General features: G+C 39.7%; 17 protein-coding genes. 9 read left to right on the top strand and 8 right to left on the bottom strand.

Annotated features, from left to right (window positions below; genetic code table 11):
* Positions 1–254: 254 nt before the first annotated feature.
* On the top strand, positions 255–2,030 hold the full coding sequence (locus SOM16_RS11365) for a helix-turn-helix transcriptional regulator (protein WP_320464126.1): 1,776 nt from the start codon (positions 255–257) through the stop codon (positions 2,028–2,030).
* A 177-nt stretch (positions 2,031–2,207) separates the two neighbouring features.
* Here SOM16_RS11365 and SOM16_RS11370 read toward each other — a convergent pair whose 3' ends face one another.
* The 5 genes from SOM16_RS11370 to SOM16_RS11390 are packed head-to-tail and all read right to left on the bottom strand — an operon-like array spanning position 2,208 to position 9,298.
* Positions 2,208–3,770: a malate:quinone oxidoreductase gene (locus SOM16_RS11370; RefSeq protein WP_320464127.1), complete on the bottom strand. Its 1,563-nt coding sequence runs from the start codon at positions 3,768–3,770 to the stop codon at positions 2,208–2,210.
* Between the two features lie 24 nt (positions 3,771–3,794).
* A complete protein-coding gene (locus SOM16_RS11375; RefSeq protein WP_320464128.1) occupies positions 3,795–4,982 on the bottom strand; it encodes a cation:dicarboxylate symporter family transporter in 1,188 nt (395 codons plus the stop codon).
* A 35-nt stretch (positions 4,983–5,017) separates the two neighbouring features.
* Positions 5,018–6,610: a phosphoenolpyruvate carboxykinase (ATP) gene (gene pckA, locus SOM16_RS11380; protein WP_320464129.1), complete on the bottom strand. Its 1,593-nt coding sequence runs from the start codon at positions 6,608–6,610 to the stop codon at positions 5,018–5,020.
* Positions 6,611–6,620: 10 nt separating this feature from the next.
* Positions 6,621–7,928 (bottom strand): cation:dicarboxylate symporter family transporter, encoded by a 1,308-nt coding sequence (locus tag SOM16_RS11385; protein WP_320464130.1) that lies wholly within the window; start codon positions 7,926–7,928, stop codon positions 6,621–6,623.
* Between the two features lie 14 nt (positions 7,929–7,942).
* Positions 7,943–9,298 carry a hypothetical protein gene (locus SOM16_RS11390; RefSeq protein ID WP_320464131.1) on the bottom strand — a complete coding sequence of 452 codons (1,356 nt, stop codon included), beginning with the start codon at positions 9,296–9,298 and terminating at the stop codon, positions 7,943–7,945.
* A gap of 236 nt (positions 9,299–9,534) precedes the next feature.
* Here SOM16_RS11390 and SOM16_RS11395 point away from each other — a divergent pair, with 236 nt between their 5' ends.
* From SOM16_RS11395 to SOM16_RS11425, 7 genes are all read left to right on the top strand, one after another.
* Positions 9,535–10,563: a sensor histidine kinase gene (locus SOM16_RS11395; RefSeq protein ID WP_320464132.1), complete on the top strand. Its 1,029-nt coding sequence runs from the start codon at positions 9,535–9,537 to the stop codon at positions 10,561–10,563.
* Positions 10,560–11,237, top strand: coding sequence for a LytTR family DNA-binding domain-containing protein (locus SOM16_RS11400; protein ID WP_320464133.1), 678 nt, complete (start codon positions 10,560–10,562; stop codon positions 11,235–11,237). The genes SOM16_RS11395 and SOM16_RS11400 overlap by 4 nt, the downstream gene beginning before the upstream one ends.
* Positions 11,238–11,358: 121 nt before the next feature.
* A complete protein-coding gene (locus SOM16_RS11405; RefSeq protein WP_320464134.1) occupies positions 11,359–12,102 on the top strand; it encodes a hypothetical protein in 744 nt (247 codons plus the stop codon).
* 20 nt (positions 12,103–12,122) lie between these two features.
* A complete protein-coding gene (locus tag SOM16_RS11410) occupies positions 12,123–12,707 on the top strand; it encodes a Crp/Fnr family transcriptional regulator (RefSeq protein ID WP_320464135.1) in 585 nt (194 codons plus the stop codon).
* Between the two features lie 60 nt (positions 12,708–12,767).
* Positions 12,768–13,535, top strand: coding sequence for a hypothetical protein (locus SOM16_RS11415; RefSeq protein ID WP_320464136.1), 768 nt, complete (start codon positions 12,768–12,770; stop codon positions 13,533–13,535).
* 245 nt (positions 13,536–13,780) lie between these two features.
* Positions 13,781–14,911 carry a hypothetical protein gene (locus tag SOM16_RS11420; RefSeq protein ID WP_320464137.1) on the top strand — a complete coding sequence of 377 codons (1,131 nt, stop codon included), beginning with the start codon at positions 13,781–13,783 and terminating at the stop codon, positions 14,909–14,911.
* Between the two features lie 391 nt (positions 14,912–15,302).
* A complete protein-coding gene (locus SOM16_RS11425) occupies positions 15,303–16,421 on the top strand; it encodes a hypothetical protein (RefSeq protein ID WP_320464138.1) in 1,119 nt (372 codons plus the stop codon).
* Between the two features lie 196 nt (positions 16,422–16,617).
* Here the strand turns inward: SOM16_RS11425 and holA are convergent, their stop codons facing one another.
* Positions 16,618–17,640, bottom strand: a complete 1,023-nt coding sequence (gene holA / locus SOM16_RS11430) for a DNA polymerase III subunit delta (protein WP_320464139.1) — start codon at positions 17,638–17,640, stop codon at positions 16,618–16,620.
* 143 nt (positions 17,641–17,783) lie between these two features.
* Between holA and SOM16_RS11435 the strand changes: the two genes are divergently transcribed.
* A complete protein-coding gene (locus SOM16_RS11435; RefSeq protein ID WP_320464140.1) occupies positions 17,784–18,242 on the top strand; it encodes a type I restriction enzyme HsdR N-terminal domain-containing protein in 459 nt (152 codons plus the stop codon).
* Positions 18,243–18,325: 83 nt separating this feature from the next.
* On the opposite strand, the gene SOM16_RS11440 is transcribed toward SOM16_RS11435, so the two are convergent.
* Both SOM16_RS11440 and SOM16_RS11445 read right to left on the bottom strand, forming a co-directional pair.
* Positions 18,326–19,525, bottom strand: a complete 1,200-nt coding sequence (locus SOM16_RS11440) for a Gfo/Idh/MocA family oxidoreductase (RefSeq protein WP_320464141.1) — start codon at positions 19,523–19,525, stop codon at positions 18,326–18,328.
* Positions 19,525–20,889 carry a DUF1080 domain-containing protein gene (locus SOM16_RS11445; protein ID WP_320464142.1) on the bottom strand — a complete coding sequence of 455 codons (1,365 nt, stop codon included), beginning with the start codon at positions 20,887–20,889 and terminating at the stop codon, positions 19,525–19,527. The genes SOM16_RS11440 and SOM16_RS11445 overlap by 1 nt, the downstream gene beginning before the upstream one ends.
* Positions 20,890–21,034 lie beyond the last annotated feature (145 nt).

The following is a 21,034-nucleotide window of genomic DNA, read 5'->3' on the forward strand; positions in this document are numbered from 1 at the left end:
CGCTGTATGCAACAGTAACCAAGAAAACAACGACTACTCATCGACTACCAGAAAAAAAACGGGTGTCTACAATGCGTCTACAGAAAGGCACTAAAAATCTTAATTACAGTTACTTGTGCTAAAACCAGCTTTTTCTGTACTATTTATTTTTTCTATTTTTGGTGATGCAGTTTTCCCTGAAACCGATATTGATCTTACTATTTTTCTTCACTTGCATCAATCAAACCCAAGCACAGAAGATCTATCTGGATTCTATGAACCGCTTACTGGTACAGAAAAATTTGCCTCAGGCAGATCGCATCAATATTTTATGTAAACTGGCAAAAGCAAATTTCGAACAAAACCTGCCACTTTCTTTTAAACAAGCCAATGAAGCACTGCACCTCGGCCAAACATTAACAGATGGAAGAGGTAAAGCAATGGCTTTCGCAACACTAATTCACTTATTTGTTTGGAAAAAAGACCTGAAAAAAGCCTATTCATGCCGGGATAGCGCCATGTATTATGCACAGAAAACCAAAGACCCGGTAACACTGGGCTTTGTGTGGTTTAGAAACGGTTGGCTTGATTTGATAAATAATGATAATGAGCAATCTGCCAGGAAGTTTTTAAAAGCATTAGATTATTTTAGAGGTAACAATGCATCAGAATATGAAAGCACCATTTATCACTACCTGGCAAGCTTCTACAGTTATGGCAACGACCCCGCCAAACAGAAAAAATATGCCAATTTATGTTATCAGGCAGCCATTGAAAGTAAACAGGTTGATGCCTTAAACAATGCCTACTTTACCATTGGCCAAACTTATTTCGATCGGTTTAGGGTAAACCAAAACAACCGTGCACTTCTTGATTCTGCCCTGCGGGTAAATAAAAAATCGCTCCGACTGGCAAAACAGCAGGAGGCCCGTTTAATACTAAGAAGCAATACGGCTGCAATTGCCTTAAACACTGCTAATGCTTATTTCCAATACTTCCCAGCCAATTACAGAGACAGTGCAGAGAAGTACCTCGATGTGGCCATTGGCATTGCAACCAAAACAAATTTGCACGAGGTGCTGCTAAACTGCTATGGAATGAAAAGCGAATATGCCATGCGTGACGGGCGTTTGGATGAAGCCGAAAATATTTTACTGAATGGCTTAGCTAAGGCTGATGGTGTGATTAGTATGCCATTAACAAAGGCCAGAGTTTTTGAGGCACTTTCTAAAATTGCTGAGAAAAAAGGCAATAGCCAGCAAAGCTTAAGCTACCTCAAACAATATTTTGAACTCTATAAGCTGGCATTTAACGAAGAAAAAATCAATAGCATTGCCCGCATAGAAGCACAATATCAATCAGAAAAAAAGGAACAGGAAATTGCATACCTGCAAAAGGAAGCATCTTTCTCTAAAAAACTCAACATATTTTATGTTACCCTGGGGTTTATGGCAATGGCCGTTTTGCTTTTCTTCCTTCGATCATATAATTTCAAACTTAAGGCGGCTGTTAAAAAGCAGGAACTGGTTGATCAGCAAAAAACAGCTGCAGAACTCAGGGCACAACTAAAAGAAGCAGAAGCCATTCGCTTACAAACCGAACAAGTGTTACTTAAGGAACGTGAAAACCGTTTGCAAAAAGAGGTAATGGCGGGAACATTGCAAATAGAAGAAAAAAACGAGTTGCTGGAATTACTCTCTGGAAAGGTTGATACTGAAAGTCACCTGTCTTTTGAGCAACAGATTAAAAGGATTTTAAACCAGCAACGAAAAATGGATAAGGATTTCGAAGAGCATAAAACAGATTTTTTCGAAACCAACCCAACCTTTTTCGAACGTTTACAGCAACAGGCCAACCAGAGCCTAACCAGACTAGATTTAAAGTATTGTTCATATATGTTGATGGGCTTATCGAACAAAGAAGTTTCTGCCCGTTTGGGCATTGAACCTAAAAGTGTGCGGATGAGCAGATATCGCATTAAACAGAAACTGGGTTTAGGTAAAGACGATGACCTTAACTTATTTCTGCAGCAACAAAGTTTAAAACATTGAGGTTCCCCGCAAAAGATTGTCTTCCTGAACTTATGCGAGAGCTTCCTTAACAGTTGCTGAATTAAATTCAGCATGACCATTCTTGTTAATGCATCCCCCTCAAAAACCCATCATGGCGACAAAAGTTACTAACTCTCCTAGCAATTAGGCAAATAGAGTTAGTAACTTTTCAATGTTTTAGTCGAGCGTAAAATATTTCAATCCAAGTGTGGTACTGCTCGCCTTTCTTACGGTATTGGTTAATTCCTTGCTATCAGAAAGCTGCTGATCATAAGATGGGATCATTTCTTTCATTCTTGATTGCCATTCTGCTGTAGCCATCTGCTCAGGGAAGCACTTTTTTAATAAAGTAATCATAATATCAACAGAAGTTGATGCACCCGGAGAAGCGCCTAATAAAGCAGCCAAACTACCATCTTCTGCACTCACCACCTCGGTTCCAAACTGCAGTACGCCACCCTCCTTCTCATCTTTTTTAATAATTTGCACGCGTTGCCCGGCTGTTTCCAACTTCCAGTCTGAAGCCTTAGCCTCCGGAAAATATTCTTTCAAAGCTTGTAAACGCTCTTCATCCGATTGGGTAACCTGACTGATCAAATATTTGGTAAGCGGAATATTATCCGCTCCGGCCGACATCATTGGCCAAATGTTCTTCAAAGTAATGGAACGGGTTAAATCCAGGTATGACCCTTGTTTTAAAAACTTAGAAGAAAAACCCGCGTAAGGACCAAAAAGCAAAGCTTTTTTGCCGTTGATAATCCTGGTGTCTAAATGCGGAACAGACATCGGCGGAGCACCCACTCCTGCTTTGCCATAAACCTTGCTAATGTGTTTGGCAATTACCTCCTGGTTATTACAAACCAACCATTCACCACTTACCGGGAAACCACCGAAACCTTTTCCTTCTGGAATTTTAGACTTTTGTAATAACCGCAAAGCACCTCCTCCGGCACCAATAAACACAAACTTTGCTTTTATATTGCGCTCTTTCTCAGTTTTTTTATCCAGCACGGTAACTAGCCAGCTACCATCATCCAGGCGTTTCAAATTCTTTACTTCGTGATTCAATTCTACCTTTACACCAGCTTCTTTTTTCAATGAAGCCACTAAACCCCGGGTTAAGCTCCCGAAGTTAACATCGGTACCAATGGCCATATAGGTAGCCGCAACCTTTTGTTTGCGATCTCTCCCGGTCATTACCAAAGGCATCCACTTGGCAAGCGTATCAAAATTTTCAGAATATTGCATGCCCTTAAACAGCAATTGCTTGCTCAACACATCATATCTTTTTTTCAGGTATTCTACATTTTTATCACCCCAAACAAAACTCATGTGTGGCACATTGTTAATGAAAGATTTAGGCTCAGGTAGTTTTCCTTTACTTACCATATAGGCCCAAAATTGCTTCGAGGCTTCGAAATGTTCATTGATGGCTATCGCCTTATTAAATTCTATTGTGCCATCTGGCCGTTGAGGCGTATAGTTTAATTCGCAAAAAGCAGAATGACCAGTACCGGCATTGTTCCAGGCGTCAGAACTTTCTGCAGCAACGAGATCAAGCCTTTCGTAGATATTTATTTTAAGTTTCGGGTTAAGTGTTTTCATCATCGAACCTAGTGTTGCGCTCATTACACCCGCACCCACCAGCACCACATCTGTCTGCTCATCTACCTCTTTATTTTTGCAACCTACGCTTAAACCTATAAACAGGATAAGCAGGTACGAAATTGATTTTTTCATAATTTTTATTTTTAAAGTGGAGCACTATGATTCGCTCCTTGATATAATTAATGCGGCAACAGCGTGCCCTATTGTATTGGTAATGGCCCTGGCCTCGCTCATAAACCTATCTATACTCAATAAAACGGCCAGCCCCTCTACCGGAATTTTATGGATGCTGCCAATGGTGGTTACCAAAGCTAAAAAACCTGTTCCGGGAATGCCCGATGCCCCTTTAGAGGTGAGTAATATGATTACTACAATTCCGGAAAGTTCCATCCATGAAAAACTCACATTATACAGTTGCGCCAGAAAAATTACCGCCATGCCCAGGTAAATACAGGTTCCGTTTAAATTCAGCGAATTTCCGGTAACGGTAACTAATGATACCACTGGCCTCTTCAGCCCTACTTTTTCCAACTTCTCTAACAGCAACGGAATTACCGAACTGGATGATGAAGTACCCAACGCATAAAGCAATTCGTTCTTTATCGAACCTAAATAACTATAGAGATTCACTTTTAAAGCTGCTAACACAGATCCAAGAATTACCGCAACAAACAAAAACATGGTGATGTACGTTCCGGCAAGCATTTTCCCGATTGGCAACAAGGTATCTAAGCCAAAGCGGCCTACTGTATAGGCAATGCCGCTGAAGGTAACAATGGGTGCCAGCAGAAAAATATACCTGAGTAACCGGAGTACCACAGATTTTAATTGCTCAAAAACCCTAACCACCTGATCTCGCTTTGCTAAACGATTGATAAAAATTCCGACTACTACTGCCAGGATAAATAGCAGTAACATGCCGTTCTGCATCACCACCCTTAGCCAACCTTCGTAATGAGTTGGAATTAACTTGGCCGGAGCAATAGCTTCTACTAAACTGCGGTCTATTTTTCCTGGCTTGATAATTAACGCACTGCAAATCCCAAAAACAATCGCTACGATACTTACAGCGGTGAAATAGACAACAGCTTTTGCGGTAATTCGACCAGCCACTTTTAGGTTTTCCAAACTTCCAAACACACTTACAATGCTGAGAAAAATTACTGGCGGAACAAAAGGCTCAATCACTGAAACAAACAATCTTCCAATCCACTGTAGTTGTATTGCGAAAGCTGGAAAGTAAACACCAACCAGCGCCCCCAGCACAATGGCCAGGAAAATCTGTAAGCTTAAAGACTTGTTCAGCTTATCTATTATCGGATCTGTATTTTCTATCGGGGTCAAAGTTTGTGCAGATGAACTTCAATATAACAAAAATTCTACACAAAAGATGGCGCAGCTTCTTTAATTACCTCACTCGCTGAAGCAGCATAATTAGAAAAATGATCTTCAAACAAAAGGGCTAAATCTGCTGCCTTTTGATCGTACATATTCACATCTTCCCAAAGTGCTCTCGGATTTAAAATTTCTGCTGGCACATTTGGGCAATCTTGTGGTACGGTAAACTTGAAAACCGGATGAGCCGCATAAGCAACATTTTCTAAGTCGCCATTCATGGCTGCTGCAATGAGTGCCCTGGTATACCGCAAACTAATTCTATTGCCCGTGCCAAAGGCACCACCAATCCACCCGGTGTTAACCAGCCAAACATTTATTTCCGGATTTTCATCTAGTTTCTTACCCAGTAACTCCGCATACTTTAGCGGGTGCAAGGGTAAGAACACCCTTCCAAAACAGGCCGAAAATGTAGATTGTGGTTCGGAAACACCCATCTCCGTTCCGGCAACTTTTGCAGTATAACCCGAAATAAAATGGTACATGGCCTGGCCTTTATCCAGTTTGCTGATGGGCGGCAGAATGCCGAAAGCATCACACGTTAAAAAGAAGATGTTTTTTGGCGTCCTACCTATTGATACGGCTTTAGCATTATCAATAAAATCTATGGGATAGGCTACCCTTGTATTTTCAGTTTTTCGGGTATCAGTAAAATCTACTATACCCGTAGCAGCATCTACCACCAGATTTTCTAAAAGTGCACCAGGTTTAATAGCGCCAAAAATTTCCGGCTCTTTTTCCGGATTCAAATCAATGGCTTTTGCATAACAGCCACCTTCGAAATTGAATACCCCATCATCAGACCAGCCATGCTCATCATCTCCAATTAATGAGCGACTTGCATCTGCGCTCAATGTGGTTTTTCCCGTTCCGGATAAACCAAAAAATAAGGAAACATCGCCAGCAATCCCTTCATTGGCAGAACAGTGCATACTTAAAACACCTCTTTCGGCAGGTAAAATATAATTTAAAACACTGAAGATTCCCTTTTTCATTTCCCCTGTATAAGCTGTTCCACCAATCAGGATAATTTTACTGGTAAAGTTTACCACCGTAAAATTGCTGGCCCTCGTACCATCTTTTTCCGGATCTGCCTCAAAACCCGGCGCCTGCAAAATCAGCCATTCGGTTTCTCCAACCAAAATATTTTCTTCATCCGGTCTTAAAAATAAATTATAGCAAAATAAATTTGCCCAGGGAGTTTCATTTACAATTCTAATGCTTAAACCATATTTCGGATCGGCACAGGCATGGGCATCTCTTACCCAAACTTCTTTCTCGGCCAGGTAAGCACGCATCTTACTGTACAAACCATGAAAGTGCGCCTGAGAAATCGGTCGGTTCACATCGCCCCAATCTACTGTGTCTCTGGTGGTATCATCAATCACAGTAAATTTATCTTTTGGAGAACGGCCCGTAAACTTTCCGGTATCTACGCAAAGTGCACCACTGCTACTCAGGCTGCCTTGTCCACGCGCTAGCGTTTGCCTAACCAGCTCCGCTGCGCTCAACTGGTAATGCACCTGCTTACCGTAAACGCTGAACCTTAATTCATTGAATGTTTCTGATGTATTCATTTTATTAGATTTAGTACACAAATTCTTGTTTTGCCAATTTCTTTTTCGTTTCGATAACATCCTGCTTCTCTTCGGCCTCAACCTGCGGATGAAATTCATTTTCACTTTTAGAGATCACGATAGTGGCCACGCCATTACCAATAATGTTAGTCAGTGCGCGGGCTTCACTCATAAACTTATCTACCCCAAGTAAAAATGCCAGACCTTCGATCGGAATTTTATGGATGGCCGCCAATGTAGAAGCCAATACAATGAAACCGCTTCCGGTAACGCCTGCAGCCCCTTTGGAGGTAACCATCAGGATGCCGATAATGCTTAGCATTTCCCACATAGAAAGGTGAACACCATATAACTGGGCAAGGAAAATAACAGACATAGACAGGTAAATAGAGGTGCCATCCAGATTGAAGGAATAACCCGTGGGAACCACCAAACCGACTACCGATTTACTGCAGCCCATTTTTTCCAGTTTGAGCATAATGGAAGGCAATGCAGATTCTGAAGAAGAGGTGCCAAGTACCAGCAACAACTCTTCTTTAATGTATTTGATGAAATTCCAGATGCTCATTTTATAATATTTCATAATTCCGCCCAGAATTATAAAGATGAACAGCCCCATGGTAAGGTATACCGTTCCCATCAGTTTCGCCAAGGGTACCAGCGTATGTAAACCGAATTTACCAATGGTATAGGCCATGCCACCAAAGGCACCCAACGGAGCCAGGTACATCACATATTTTAATCCTTTAAAAACGATTTTAGAAGCGTAACTTAAACCAGTTACGGCTTTTTCGCGGTGTTTGGAATAGTTTAAAATAATACCAACAATAATGGCTACCACCAATACCTGAATGGTGAGGTTACTCATAAAGAAGTTAATCCAGTCGAATCCTTTTGCCGGCGCATTGGTATATTTTGAAGCATTTTGAATCTGTAAGCCAGATTTATCAATGTTTCCGGGCCTGATTAAAATGGCCATTAAAATTCCAATCGCCAGAGAAATAGTAGATACCACTTCGAAATAAATGAGTGATTTTAAACCGATTCTACCCACCTTTTTCAAATCACCCATGCCACTAATGCCCAGCACAATGGTTAAAAAGATAATCGGGGCAATAAAGAGTTTAATGATATCGATAAAGGTTTTACCAATAATTTCCATCTTTACCGCCATTGCAGGCGCGTAACTCCCGAGCACCACACCGGCAATTATGGCGATGAGTACCCAAAAGGTAAGGTTAGATAAAATGCGAATCCCAAGGCTCCTGGAGCGTTTGGTTTGCTGATTTTCTGGTTGAGGAATTTCTTTAATTAACATGTTGCGCTGTTTTATTAATCTATATTGATATGGTACATGAGAACAAACATCATTTTCCTTTCAGAAACTTTGAGGTCGTTACCCTGAATCGTGTAAATAGGTCTGCTTTGTGCATTGAAAACGAATTTCGAAGCATGGTCTTTCAGCAATAAGCTTAAGCCAAAGTCGTAGGTAATCATGGGATCTGCCAAACGCTCGAATTTTGAATATTGAATAGCAATTGCCGGCATTAGCCTGGCTTTCTTTTTTTGCTGGTTGAAGTAAGGCAAAGTGAAACCTGTTTGAAAAAGTAGACTATTGCCCGTACCCACTACCAGATAGCTGTTTCCTGTGCCATTAAAGGAAGCCATATTTGCATCCAAACCATTCGCCGTATTGTTAATACCTAAATTACGAACGTAACCGGGGCCATAATCATGGTGGAAAACGGCTGCATAAACATTTAACGAAGTTCCTTTTTGCAGGTTAATCGGCGTATCGTAAAATAAATCGGCACTGTAAAGTTTCAAATCATTTAATACCGTATCTGCGCCGGCCAGGTGCCATAACAAGTCTTTCTGGAATTCTGCACCTACACCAAGGGCAAGTACTTTTTTCTTGCCCAGGTAACTTCCTGCGGAGGTTGGCCCAGCATTGCTTTCTTTTTCAAAGAACTCCCATTTCACGTAAGCAGACAGGTTTGGATTAACCGTTAAATTGTTAAATCCGGAAATGCCCTGAACAGGTTTCGTAGTTGATGGCACATAAGGTTTTGCCAGGATTACCCGATAATCTAACCTGCCTAATTGGCCCTTGGCAAATAAGTTTAGGTTTCTTAAAGTTAAGTCTGTTTTATTTACGTTTCCCAAATCAAGAAAGGGAACATCGTAGAGTAAGGTAGCTGTTGGCCCGGCAGCAAAACGGGTTAGCCCTTTCCAGTTGGAGCGCCCGGCACCAATGCTTAACTGATCGTTAAATTTGTATTCGCCAAAGGCATCGAGCAAATCAAAGGCACTTTCATTATCATTTAAGTAAGTTAGATTGGTGGTACCGCCCTGAAAAGTAAGCGTTAAATGATCGGTAGGCACAATTATCATTTTCATCCGCAGCCTGCGCAAAGAAAGATCCGCCACATTTTTTTTAAGGCTTTCATTTACCTTACTTCCGGGATTAAGTTGAGTATACCTTGCCCAAAACTGTCCGTAGCCAGAAAACTTAATGAAATGTGTTTTATCCTCATTAAGGTAGGCAACGAGTGGTTTATTTTGTTTTTTATCCTGAGCAGATGCAGAATTAATAAAAAGACAGCAAATTATTGCAGGGAAAAGGTATCGTAAAATACGTGGTAGAGTGATATTTATTTTAAGAAAAAACGATTGACTAGCCCTCATTGATTGTTGCCTATTAATTGAAATAGTAAATCCTATGTCTATATTTGGTTAATTCAGATACAAAAACAGATGTAGCTGTTTATTAAAGATGGGTATAAGTAGTGCGCAAAAATATTTATATCAGTAAACGACAGAAATTATAAACGAACTACACAAATAAGCCAATTAGCATGATCCTTTTGATCAATTTAGTCTTCCTGATTTTGGTGCTCCGGCTATCTTTTGATAAAAAAGTAATGGATTTTCTGTTAAACGGAAGGTGGCCAGGTGTAATCACTATGCAGCACATCTTATTCTGGATGGCTTTTTCAGGCGTTTGCAGCTACATTTATGTGAGCTTTTTTAACCTTACAGAAGCTGCATTAGCCATGTTGTTTATGCTGGCTATCAATGTTCCGGTCTATATCCTGTGTTTCAAAAAATTAGTTCCAGAGTTTTACCAGCTGGCCAGGTACGGTGAATATGTGCGTTACACAGCCTCCTTATTTGTAATTTCCTGTCTCATTAGAATCTTAGTAGAGCCAGAGCTTTTTGGTGCTTTCAAATTCACCGATGGTAAGTACCTGTTTATGGTTTATACCATGCAGGCAATGATTATTCTGGTTCCATCTATACAAGGAATTTCTAAATATAAACTTATCGCCGAACGGAAACTAGCTGCATTAACCTTACGGAAAAAAGAAGCAGATATGGAACTTCTAAAATCCAAAATCAACCCACATTTTCTGTTCAACACGCTTAACAATATCTATTCCCATAGTTATGCTACAGATGGTAGTTCTGCAGATTTAATTAAACAACTCAGTTTACTGATGCAATACACCACCTATGAAATAGAGAAAAAAACCATCCCAATTGAACGGGAACTACAAATGATTGCTGCACTTGGTAAGCTTTATCAGTTAAAAAGCAATAGGAAATTAAACCTGGTAATGAATTTTGAGGAGAGTGAACTCGCAGGCATTGTAGAAATTCCACCTACAATTTACCTCACCCTGTTCGAAAATGCGGTAAAGTACGCGGCATTCGGTAGAGATGAGCAGGCACAAGTTAGCTCTTCATTATTATTCACACCATCTACAGTGGAGTTTAATATCGAAAATTCTATATCTGAAAAAAAGATTACAGATGATGCCTCTACTTATCGTGGTGCCGGCCTTAAAGTATTAGAAATGATTTTAGACCAGGAATACGGAGAAAAATACGAAATGAAAACTGAACAGAACGATCATTCTTACGTTGCCAAACTCACCATTAAAATATGAAACCAATAAAGGCAATTTATGTTGATGATGAGGCTCCAGCGCTCGATCTGATTCGCAAATATTGTGACACGATTGATGATATCGAGCTTCTGGCCTGCTTCCAAAACCCAACTGAAGCGGTGATTTATGAGCGGATGGATGAAGTTGATCTACTTATTTTAGACATTGAGATGCCCGGCATTTCGGGTACAGAAATGGTTGAACTGGTGCCTAACGGAAAACTTTGCATCTTTATCACCGCAGATCCTACCCATGCAGCAAAGGCTTATGAACTCGATGTGATCGATTACCTGGTGAAGCCTGTTTTCCCTGAACGGTTTGTAAAAGCAGTTCAAAAAGCAGTAGATTATCTCAAGTTTACCGGCCTCGAGCAGGAAAATGAGTTTTTGGTATTTAAATCTGATTATATGGTGAATAAGATTCCAACCAAAGAGATCCTCTGGATTGAAGGCTTTGGAGAATACTTAAAAATCATCACCCGCTTTAAACAATATATGGTGCTGCAACGCTTATCTGATTTTATGGAGAAGAATGAAAAACTGGGTTTTGTTAGGATTCATAAATCTTATATCGTTCACTTGAAGCAAGTGAAATCACACAATTCGCAATTTGCCATTTTAGCAGATGATAAACAATTACCCATTGGCAGAAAATTTAAAGACTGTTTTAAGTAATCCTCAAATAGAGATCTCAAAGCCCTTTTTGCTTCATCCAATAATTGGTCAATCACTTTATTAAAATTGCTGTAACAAGTTCCCGTGCATGGCATCAAATGGATATATTCATCGAAATTTTATGACCAGAACCTACCTTACTTTGTTATGCCTTGCTGCCATGCCCTTTTTAGGATTAAGCCAGGAAAGGATTACACCTCAGAAAAACATTGTTGATAAAAAGTGGATTAAAAACCAAAATTACCAAATGGTATGGACAATGTTGAGAGATACCACAAGTATGAAAATAGGTATCGTAAATACTAAAATAGACGTTTTAGCAAATCAAATTCTGGTCATTACAGAGGTGAAAATGAACGCAAACCCCTCACCCTGGATAGATTCGACCACCGTAAACCGGGCTGACCTTTCACCAGTTTATCATGCTTCATATAATGCACAAAGGAACATGTCGATTCATTTTGGTAAAGAAATCACCGGCTTTTATCAGGATAAGGTAGGCAATAAAACCACAGCCATTGCTCAAAAGGTACCTGCTGGTTACTTCGACAGTAATTTTTACCCGATGCTGATTGACTGGCTTCCCTTAAAAACGGGTTACAAAGCAGACCTCGACATTTATGATTACAACCCCAAAGGAAAAATGGGTGTAATTAAAGCGCATATTTTAAGTGTAAGCGAAGGAATATACCACACGCAGAAACAGGGCGATCGGAAAGTTTGGATAGTAGAAGTGAGTGATGAAATTGGGACTAGCGCTGATAGCAAGAGCATTTACCAGATTGATCAACTCAACAGACGGCTTTATAAACAAAAAATCTTGGTCGGAAATCGAACGATGGAAATGACATTGATAGAAAATTAATTAAGTACCATCTGGCATTAATGTATCAAAAACTGAAAGAATATTGTCTGGAGCGGGTTCCGTTTGCGCATTCAGAACTGGAACTGATCGATCAATACTTTGAAGAAAAGGTCTTGAAGAAGAAAGACTTTTTGCATCAGGATGATAAGATCTGCAATTTTATTGCATTTATTGCATCTGGTTCGATCAGGCATTTCCATGTAAAAGAGGGTGTAGAAAAAACCTGCGACATTTCTTTTGACAGCGCTTGGGTAACAGATTTTCAAAGCTTTACTTATGACATCGTTGGCAAAATGAATCTGCAGGCCATGGAAGATTCTACCGTTTTATTAATTAAAAAACAAAATCTTTTTAAACTCTATCAGCAGTGCAGTAAATACGAAACCTTTGGTAGGTTAATGGCAGAACAAGTGGCGCAGCGGGCTACGGAAATTGCCATGTCGCTATCCTCAGAAAAACCAGAGGAACGTTTTCAAAATCTGCTCAAAAAACAACTCGATTTATTTCAAAGAGTTCCACAAAAATACATTGCCAATTTCCTGGGCATCAGTCCGGAAAGTTTAAGCCGGATCAGAAACAGAATTATTCAAAAAGAAAAGTCTTAACTTAAGTCATCGTTGCCCAAAGGATGTCAATGCATCTTTGTGTCTCATTCCAACAACAAAATGAAACACAAATTGATCACCTTAATCATTACAGCAATGACATTTACGCAAAACCTCCCGGCACAGCAACTTAGTTTTTCTAAAGTTAAAGCCTTCGAACATCAGTTAGATGATGTGATGGAAATTATTGACACCACGGAACTGAAAGTTAAATTAAAAGAAGTAGAACTTCAGTTTCAACAGGCACCCAACGAATTAAACCAGGTAAGGCTGGGACTAATCTACCATGAAACAGCATTGAATCTCACCTTCTTCTCCAAAACGGCATACAAGGGTTATGCCCAAAAAAGCTACGATCAGTTAAGCGAATTGTTTAACTCATCCACTACTAACCGGGAACTAATGCCTTATATCGCTTCTTACCGGGCTTCTGCCCTCGCCCTAATTGGCGCAGAGACCAAGAAGCTTAAATTATTGGGACAAGCTTTTACACTATTTAAAGAGGCGGTTGACCGATACGCGACAGTAAGTTACCTACCCGAGTTTTTAAGGGGCAGCGTTGCTGAGAACCTGCCATGGTTTTTTATGTCGAAAAGAAAATTTGCGGAAAGGGACTTTGAATCTATCATTACCAAACAAAACGAAGATGCAACCTATGCAAACTGGAAGGTAATGAGTTTTACTTATTGGGCCTGGGCAAAGCAACACCTCGGAAGAAAATACAGAACTACAGCTTTAGCTTATCTAAACCAGGCAATTGCATTAGACCCTAACTATAAAGCAGGGCGAAAACAAGCGGAATCCTTGAGGCTAAGATTTCTCAAATAACTTTCAAGGTTTTGATATCAAAAAATTACGCCAAATTATTCCGTGTAAGGTATAGTAATCCGAATGTATTGGTAGGTGCTAAATTAGCGTTTTAAAAAGAGAGTTGGATTATCCAATTATTAAAGAATACAATTAAGACTATTTAATACTAATAATTATGTAATTTTACGATTACGTTCATACCACGTCACAAATTGTATACTGACGTGGATTTGATACGGTAAAATTTGATAAACCAAACCAAAATGAAGAACAAAAGTCTATTTCTATGTGTAACCGTAGCCGCCTTACTATTCTCTACGCCCGGATGTAAAAAAACAACACAATCAAATTCGGAGTCCGAAAATGCGCTAAAAACTCCTGATGGCGGCTCCGTTAAGGGAACTGCAGTAACTGAAGCCATTTGTCCGTCTAAGGGCTGGGCATCACAAAACGGTGGCACATCCGGTGGTGGAGAAGTTACCCCTACTGTTGTTGCAAACTATAATGATTTAAAAGCCGCAATTCAAAATAGCAGCGTGAAGGTAATTCAGGTTAACGGAACCATTAATTTTCCGGCTTCAGGAAGAATTCCACTTCAGGATCAATCTGGGAAAACAATTTTCGGATCGCCGGGCGCGAAACTAGTGTCTACAGATCAAAGTAAAGACAATTCAGGTTTGCTTTATTTGAGAAGATGTAATAACATTATTATCAGAAATATCATTTTCGAAGGGCCTGGTGCATATGATACCGATGGGCAAGATAATGTTACCGTTGATGGTTGCAATAACCTATGGGTAGATCATTGTGAGTTCAGAGATGGTGTTGACGGGAATCTGGATTTTAGAAACACATCTGATTATGTAACCGTATCGCAATGCAAATTTACCTACTTAAAGGCACCTAAAGCAGGTGGACCCGGAGGAGCCGATGATCATAGATTCTCTGACCTGATAGGATCTGAGGATAAGTTTGTTGCAGATAGAGGGCATTACCGCATTACCTTTGTACGGTGTTGGTGGGCGCAGGGCTGTGTTGCCAGAATGCCACGGGTAAGATTTGGCAAAATTCATCTGCTCAATAATTTATTTAACAGTACAGTAAGTAAAAATTGTGTTCAGGCAGGTTTAGAAGCAAATATTCTGGTGGAAGCTAATTATTTCGAAAACGTAAAAAACCCAATTGACCTGTTGGAAAACAATTCGACATCAGTGGCGCTGGTAGGCAACCTGATGCCTGGTGTAACTGGCACCACTAGCGGTATCAATCCAAGCTTAGTATTTGTACCTCCTTATACCATTAGCAAAATTGATGCGGCGAGCGTAAAAGCTTCGGTAACGGGTTCAAATGGCGCCGGTGCAACGCTCGCTGGCAATAGCTGCTCTAACCTTTAGATCGAAAATTCAATCAATAGCTAAACAGTTGCTGGCCATTTAAGTAATCACAGGCAACCAATAAGCATTTAATTTTTTCCTAAGAAAGGACCAAATCGATTGATTTGGTCCTTTTTTTTTAACAAAATAGCGCCTCATTTAAATTGCCCCGCGATAACGCTTGCGCTGCTAAACTATTCATTTAATTATTACACAAAATTCGCAAACGATGAACGCAAATCCAGAAGATCAGAAGATTACCCCGGGAACGTTTGCGTAAATTTATCAAATAAAAAGACAACTTATAATTTATTATATGTAATTTTAAAAATACATCCATATAGTACTATCCGACTTCTCGAGAAAACAAGCGCTCCAACTTTCTTTTAACTTCTAACCAAATTAAATCAAAATGAGAAATTATTTCTTTATCTGCCTTATGGCTGCGGCCGTGGCATTTACAATTCCCGCGTGTAAAAAAAACCAAATTAATCAAGCAGATGATGCTGCAGCAATTACAGGCCAGGCACCAACTATGCCAACAGCTATTGTAGAAGCAGCGTGCCCATCAAAGGGCTGGGCATCTCAAAACGGTGGAACAACCGGAGGTGGAGATGTTGCAGCAACGGTAGTAACTACCTACGCCGCATTAAAATCTGCTATTCAGAATACTGGTGTTAAAGTGATCCAGGTAAATGGAACAATCACTATTCCTTCTGGAGGGAGAATCTCTTTTCAGGATCAAACTGGAAAAACGCTTTTTGGATCATCTGGTGCAAAAATTGTCTCGACTGATCAAAGTAAAGACAATTCAGGACTGATGTACATCAAGCGGTGCAACAACATTATTGTCAGAAACATTATTTTCGAAGGCCCTGGTGCTTATGATGTAGATGGCCAGGATAATGTTACGGTGGACGCCTGCAATAATGTATGGGTAGATCACTGTGAATTTAGAGATGGCGTTGATGGAAACTTCGACATTAAGAATACTTCAGATTTTGTAACGGTGTCCTACACGAAATTCGCCTATCAAAAATCACCTAAGCCAGATGGACCAGGCGGATCAGATGATCACCGCTTTTCGAACCTGATTGGATCCGGCGATAATGTTACACCTGATAGAGGACATTTCCGTATAACTTTTGTACGTTGCTGGTGGGCCCAGGGCTGTGTAGCCAGGATGCCAAGGGTGAGGTTTGGAAAAGTTCATATCGTTAACAATTTATTTAACAGTACCGCTAGCAAAAATTGTATACAGGCTGGTTTTGAATCTGACCTTCTAGTTGAGGCTAACGCTTTTGAAAATGTTAAAATCCCAATTGATCTGATGGAGAATAATGCCACGGCCGTTCAGGTGAAAAATAATCTTTTTACCTCCGTAACAGGAAATACCTCAGGAAATGGTGTTAACGCATTTACGCCACCTTACAGCCTTACTGTGCTTAACGCATCTAGTGTTAAAGCAACCGTAACGGCATCTAATGGTGCAGGCGCAACATTATCCGGGAATGTTTGTTCATCGTTGTAACCGCGATGAGCAATTCCCGGTATTTAAAACTTTAAATAAAACGATTAATTGTTGATCGAAGGAAGTCGGTTAGTGACTGATGACCTAAAACTACATGGAGCAGTAGCTTGTAGGTTATCAAAAAATTAGGGAAGCGCCTGAATCATTAAGAATCAGGCGCTTCCCTATTATGGAGTAAATTTTAGTTCTTCTTTTATTAATGAATGATTTTAAAAACCAGTTCTTTTAATAATTCACCATCGCTTACGTTTCCAGAGCTATCCAGGCCTTTACTTTTTAAATCGTATTCTCTCAGGATACTAATTACCTGAAAAACTTTTCCAGTATTGTAATTTCTTGCTGCCGTTTCATAATCCTTTATAAAAAACGGCGGAACACCTAATGCCGAAGCCGCATCTGCTTTATTCGGGATATAATGGTATTTAAGCAATTTGGTGAAATAGCCGCCAAGGTTAGCCAGAACCATTACCGTAGGATTGGCTTTGGGGTTACTGGCAAAGTAATTAATAATTTTATTGCACTTTAGCACATCTCGGATAGCCAGTGCCTTTTGCAACTCAAAAACATTATATTCTTTACTGATTCCAATATTTTTTTGTACCAAATCAGCGTTAATCATCACTTCCTTCGGAACATTTAACATCAGCTTTTCAATTTCATTGGCGATTTTAGAAAGATCAGTTCCTAAATATTCAGCCATTAAAGCAGATGCCTGCTGATCGATTTTATATCCTTTTTCCTTGATAAATTCTTCAATCCATGGCACCAGTTTATAGTCACGAACCGGATCAGACTGGAAAATTAATCCGGATTTATTAATTGCCTTATAGATTTTTTTTCGCTTATCGAAATTCGCGTATTTAAACGCCAACACGAGTATGGTGCTTGGCAAGGGTTTTTCAAAATAGTTCAGTACAAATTCTGCTTCTTTGCTACCTGCATCTTCTTTCCCCCACTTTAAATCTTGGGCCTCTTTTACAATCACCACCTGAAAATCAGACATCATCGGATAGCGTTTGGCCGCGCCTAGAACAGTCGCCATATCTGTATCTTTTCCATAAAGCACCGTCTGGTTAAATCCTTTTTCAGCAACGTTCAAGAGATTTTCTTCTATATAATCAGCAATCTGATCAATGTAATAGGCTTCTTCTCCATGCAACAAATACACGGGTTTAAATTTTCGGGCTTTTATATCTTTAATAATTTCGGCAGCAGTCATTAAGGGTAAAATTACAATTTAGCTTTTAGGATTTATTAAATGTTTATAAACAATATTAACTTTGAAGGCGATAGCAATTATTCGACTGTTTAATTGTTAGATCGTTCACTGGAAAATTCCAATCGTAAACTGCTAATTGATAAATGTTCAACCCTACCCCGCTCAACCTTCCGCCTTATCCTTTTAAAATTACCAGAAAAGATAATGTGGTTTTCATTTTCGATGAGCTGCGGAAAAAGCATTTAGTTTTGACCCCGGAGGAATGGGTTCGGCAGCATTTTATTCAAGATCTTATTGCAAGTAAGAAATTCCCTAAAACGTTGATTCAAATAGAAGGTGGACTGGTGTTGAATCAGTTACAAAAGCGAAGTGACATTTTAGTGTATAACACCGCTGGCGAAAAGTTAATGCTAATTGAATGTAAGGCACCGAAAGTAAAAATTACACCATCGGTTTTTGAGCAGGCATCACGATATAATTCCATTCATCAGGCCAAATGGATTGTATTAACCAATGGTTTACAGCATGTTTATGCCAAAATGGATTTAGAGAAAGGTAGTTTTGTCTTTATGCCAGAAATGCCAGATTATTTAGATTTGTGATTTGTTAAGGCTATTATTGGTCATGCATCAAGTCAGGAAGATGATAACTGGATTATATCTTTATTACTGGCTCGACGAAGCAGTTAAACACCATATTCCTTTTTCCAAACCTGCTTATCCCCGGAGTAAACTGCCTCATTACACATCGCTACACAAATTGAAGCCTGGGTTCCCGTTTTTACATTTGATGCCGGTAGCTTGCCCGAAATAATTGACTCATAAAATTCATCCAAAGCGTAATTTGTTCCGTCTAAAGTAGCTTTTGGTAAAATTGGAATTCCACCATCTGTATTTACTACAATTTTCGAAGCTCCGGTAACACCATCAACAATTCCCAATTCCTTTATAGTTTCTTGCTCAGGATAAAAAATACCCGTATTGGTAAGTAGCGAAACCGAACCTTTAGTTCCTTTTATCTTAAATAAATAACCATCATGTGCATTGCCGCAGGTTGCTCCGAAATTTCCAATCATGCCAGCCTGATCATACCGAAGCATGGCTTGAATGTTATCATAAGTCTCGCGACCATCTTTGAAAACATCAATTCCGCCAGTTCCGGTAATTTCGTCGGGTTGCGTTTCAAAAGCCCAATTGATGAAATCGATTTGGTGTGAAAGCAATTCTGCAGCCAATCCGCCAGAATATTCTTTATACATGCGCCAGTTTATTTGTCGCTCCAGCTTGGGGTCATTTACTTTTCTCCGCCAGTTCCCATTCCGATCCCAACGGCAATCAACCTGCGAAACTTTCCCCAGATAGCCGGTTTTGATCATATCTTTTACCCTAAAATAGAGTGGCGAATAACGGTACTGGTAGCCCACCTGGTAAACCTGCTTAGGGTATTTTAGCACCAGGTTTCTTAATTCTAAAGCCTGTGCAATGTTGTAAGTCATGGTTTTCTCTACATAAACATGCTTACCTGCAAGTACAGCATCTTTAGCGATTTGAAAATGTTCGCTAAGTGGCGTGGCAATAAAAACAGCATCGATATGACGATTGTCTAAAATCTGCTTATAGTTTTTGATGCCTATTGCGGTTGAGGGAACGAAGCGTTTTGTTTCTTCCAAACGAAAATCCAGCACATCGCAATAGGCCAAAATATTAAACTTTGCTGGCATCGACTTAATGACAGAGAGTACGCCTTTCCCCCGATCGCCGCAACCAATCATCGCTATATTGATCACTTGCTCCCGATTAAGCGTGAGGTTAGCCAACACTTGTTCTGAAGCTAAAATGCCCGTGCCAAACAAAGCGGTTTTTTTTAAAAATGAACGACGTTGCATTACAAAGTTTTGATTTTGATGGTTCTGAAATCTACCTTATTGCCATGATCCTGAATCAGAATATGACCTTTTGGCGCCTCACCGAAATTCTTCCAGTCTTTATATTTACTAATCGCCACTAGTTTCTTAAACTCCTCAGATCCACGAACGTACTCCAAAACTTTTACGCCATTTAAATAATGCTCCACTTTATTATTGGGATAAACCACTAAGCGGGCATTGTTCCAGGTACCTATTGGGCGCAAATATCTCGCTTCCTTTTTAGCGGTAATCAGATCATATAACGAAGCCAGTGTTCGGTTTCCATCTCTTCCCAATTTCGCATCCGGATGCAATTCATCATCCAAAACCTGGTATTCCAGGCCAATTGCAGAACCTGTATTTTTTTCGTTTAAGGTTACAAAATATTTTACGCCACTGTTTGCACCCGGTGTCAACTTAAATTCGAAGGATAGATCAAAAGCTGAATACTGTTCTTTGGTAACAATATCGCCACCATTGGTAGATTCTGACCCACCTGATGGTTCTACACTGATTACGCCATCAGCAATTTTCCAACCCTTTTCTGGAAATGCTGTTTTATAAGCGCCAACCCAACCATTGTTCGTTTTACCATCGAAAAGCAATTTATAGCCTTCCGATTTTTCATAAGCAGATAATGTGTTTGGAGTTAGATTAACTGTGTAAATACCTTTTGGAAACGCCTTTGATTTCAGACCAGCAGTTTCAATATTGATGTTTTTAAAATAAACTTTTTTCCCATCATTTTCTAAATTGTTACCGATGCTATGCACCTGCAAGCCAATAAATCCAGATTGATCCAGTGTATCAATCACATCAGAAACCGGACTTCCATTTACCCAGGTTTTAAGTTCATTTCCAATGCACTCAATTCTGTAATGATTAAATTCATTCTTTTTGTATAAGGATTTTGCCGTAGGATTCAACTCCAACGGGTAGAGCCATAATCTTCTTGCTTCATCGTAAATACCACCCGTCCATGATCTGGCCGTTGGATCGATCTCTACCTGTCTGCCAAAAACCAATCCTTTGCCCTTATTTCCTTCTGGTTTAATATGACTTCTGGTTTGGATCCCTGAATTGGTGTTTTCACCTTCTAATTTTACATCTAACTCTAGAATAAAATCACCATACTCTTTTTCAGTAATCAGGAATGAATTTGGTGTGTCTTTAGTCATAGTACCCACAATCATTCCGTCTTCAACTTTGTAAGGTGCCGCGCCTGCAACAGCTTTCCATCCGCTTAAGGTCTTTCCATCAAAAATGGGTTTTGCTTTTTGGGCAACTGCTGATAAACTGATCAGGGATAGGGCTAGAATACTGTATTTTTTAATTTTTAACATGATTGGATAATTATTATTTACCTCCTAAGACACCTAAGAACATCTTAGCATAGTGCTGATAACATAGTTTTGCTAAGGTGTCTTAGGTGGTGTAAAATTTAACATGATTGGATAATTATTATTTACCACCTAAGACACCTAAGAA

The organism is Pedobacter sp. CFBP9032, from assembly GCF_034045265.1.
Lineage (GTDB): Bacteria > Bacteroidota > Bacteroidia > Sphingobacteriales > Sphingobacteriaceae > Pedobacter.

What these genes read in the sequence shown, in the direction of transcription:
- SOM16_RS11365 (WP_320464126.1), top strand. Translation starts at nt 255, where the DNA reads ATGAACCGCTTACTGGTACAGAAAAATTTGCCTCAGGCAGATCGCATC.
- SOM16_RS11435 (WP_320464140.1), top strand. Translation starts at nt 17,784, where the DNA reads ATGTTCAACCCTACCCCGCTCAACCTTCCGCCTTATCCTTTTAAAATT.
- SOM16_RS11390 (WP_320464131.1), bottom strand. Translation starts at nt 9,298, where the DNA reads ATGAGGGCTAGTCAATCGTTTTTTCTTAAAATAAATATCACTCTACCA.
- holA (WP_320464139.1), bottom strand. Translation starts at nt 17,640, where the DNA reads ATGACTGCTGCCGAAATTATTAAAGATATAAAAGCCCGAAAATTTAAA.
- SOM16_RS11420 (WP_320464137.1), top strand. Translation starts at nt 13,781, where the DNA reads ATGAAGAACAAAAGTCTATTTCTATGTGTAACCGTAGCCGCCTTACTA.
- SOM16_RS11415 (WP_320464136.1), top strand. Translation starts at nt 12,768, where the DNA reads ATGAAACACAAATTGATCACCTTAATCATTACAGCAATGACATTTACG.
- SOM16_RS11405 (WP_320464134.1), top strand. Translation starts at nt 11,359, where the DNA reads ATGACCAGAACCTACCTTACTTTGTTATGCCTTGCTGCCATGCCCTTT.
- pckA (WP_320464129.1), bottom strand. Translation starts at nt 6,610, where the DNA reads ATGAATACATCAGAAACATTCAATGAATTAAGGTTCAGCGTTTACGGT.
- SOM16_RS11400 (WP_320464133.1), top strand. Translation starts at nt 10,560, where the DNA reads ATGAAACCAATAAAGGCAATTTATGTTGATGATGAGGCTCCAGCGCTC.
- SOM16_RS11425 (WP_320464138.1), top strand. Translation starts at nt 15,303, where the DNA reads ATGAGAAATTATTTCTTTATCTGCCTTATGGCTGCGGCCGTGGCATTT.
- SOM16_RS11385 (WP_320464130.1), bottom strand. Translation starts at nt 7,928, where the DNA reads ATGTTAATTAAAGAAATTCCTCAACCAGAAAATCAGCAAACCAAACGC.
- SOM16_RS11440 (WP_320464141.1), bottom strand. Translation starts at nt 19,525, where the DNA reads ATGCAACGTCGTTCATTTTTAAAAAAAACCGCTTTGTTTGGCACGGGC.
- SOM16_RS11410 (WP_320464135.1), top strand. Translation starts at nt 12,123, where the DNA reads ATGTATCAAAAACTGAAAGAATATTGTCTGGAGCGGGTTCCGTTTGCG.
- SOM16_RS11445 (WP_320464142.1), bottom strand. Translation starts at nt 20,889, where the DNA reads ATGTTAAAAATTAAAAAATACAGTATTCTAGCCCTATCCCTGATCAGT.
- SOM16_RS11370 (WP_320464127.1), bottom strand. Translation starts at nt 3,770, where the DNA reads ATGAAAAAATCAATTTCGTACCTGCTTATCCTGTTTATAGGTTTAAGC.
- SOM16_RS11395 (WP_320464132.1), top strand. Translation starts at nt 9,535, where the DNA reads ATGGATTTTCTGTTAAACGGAAGGTGGCCAGGTGTAATCACTATGCAG.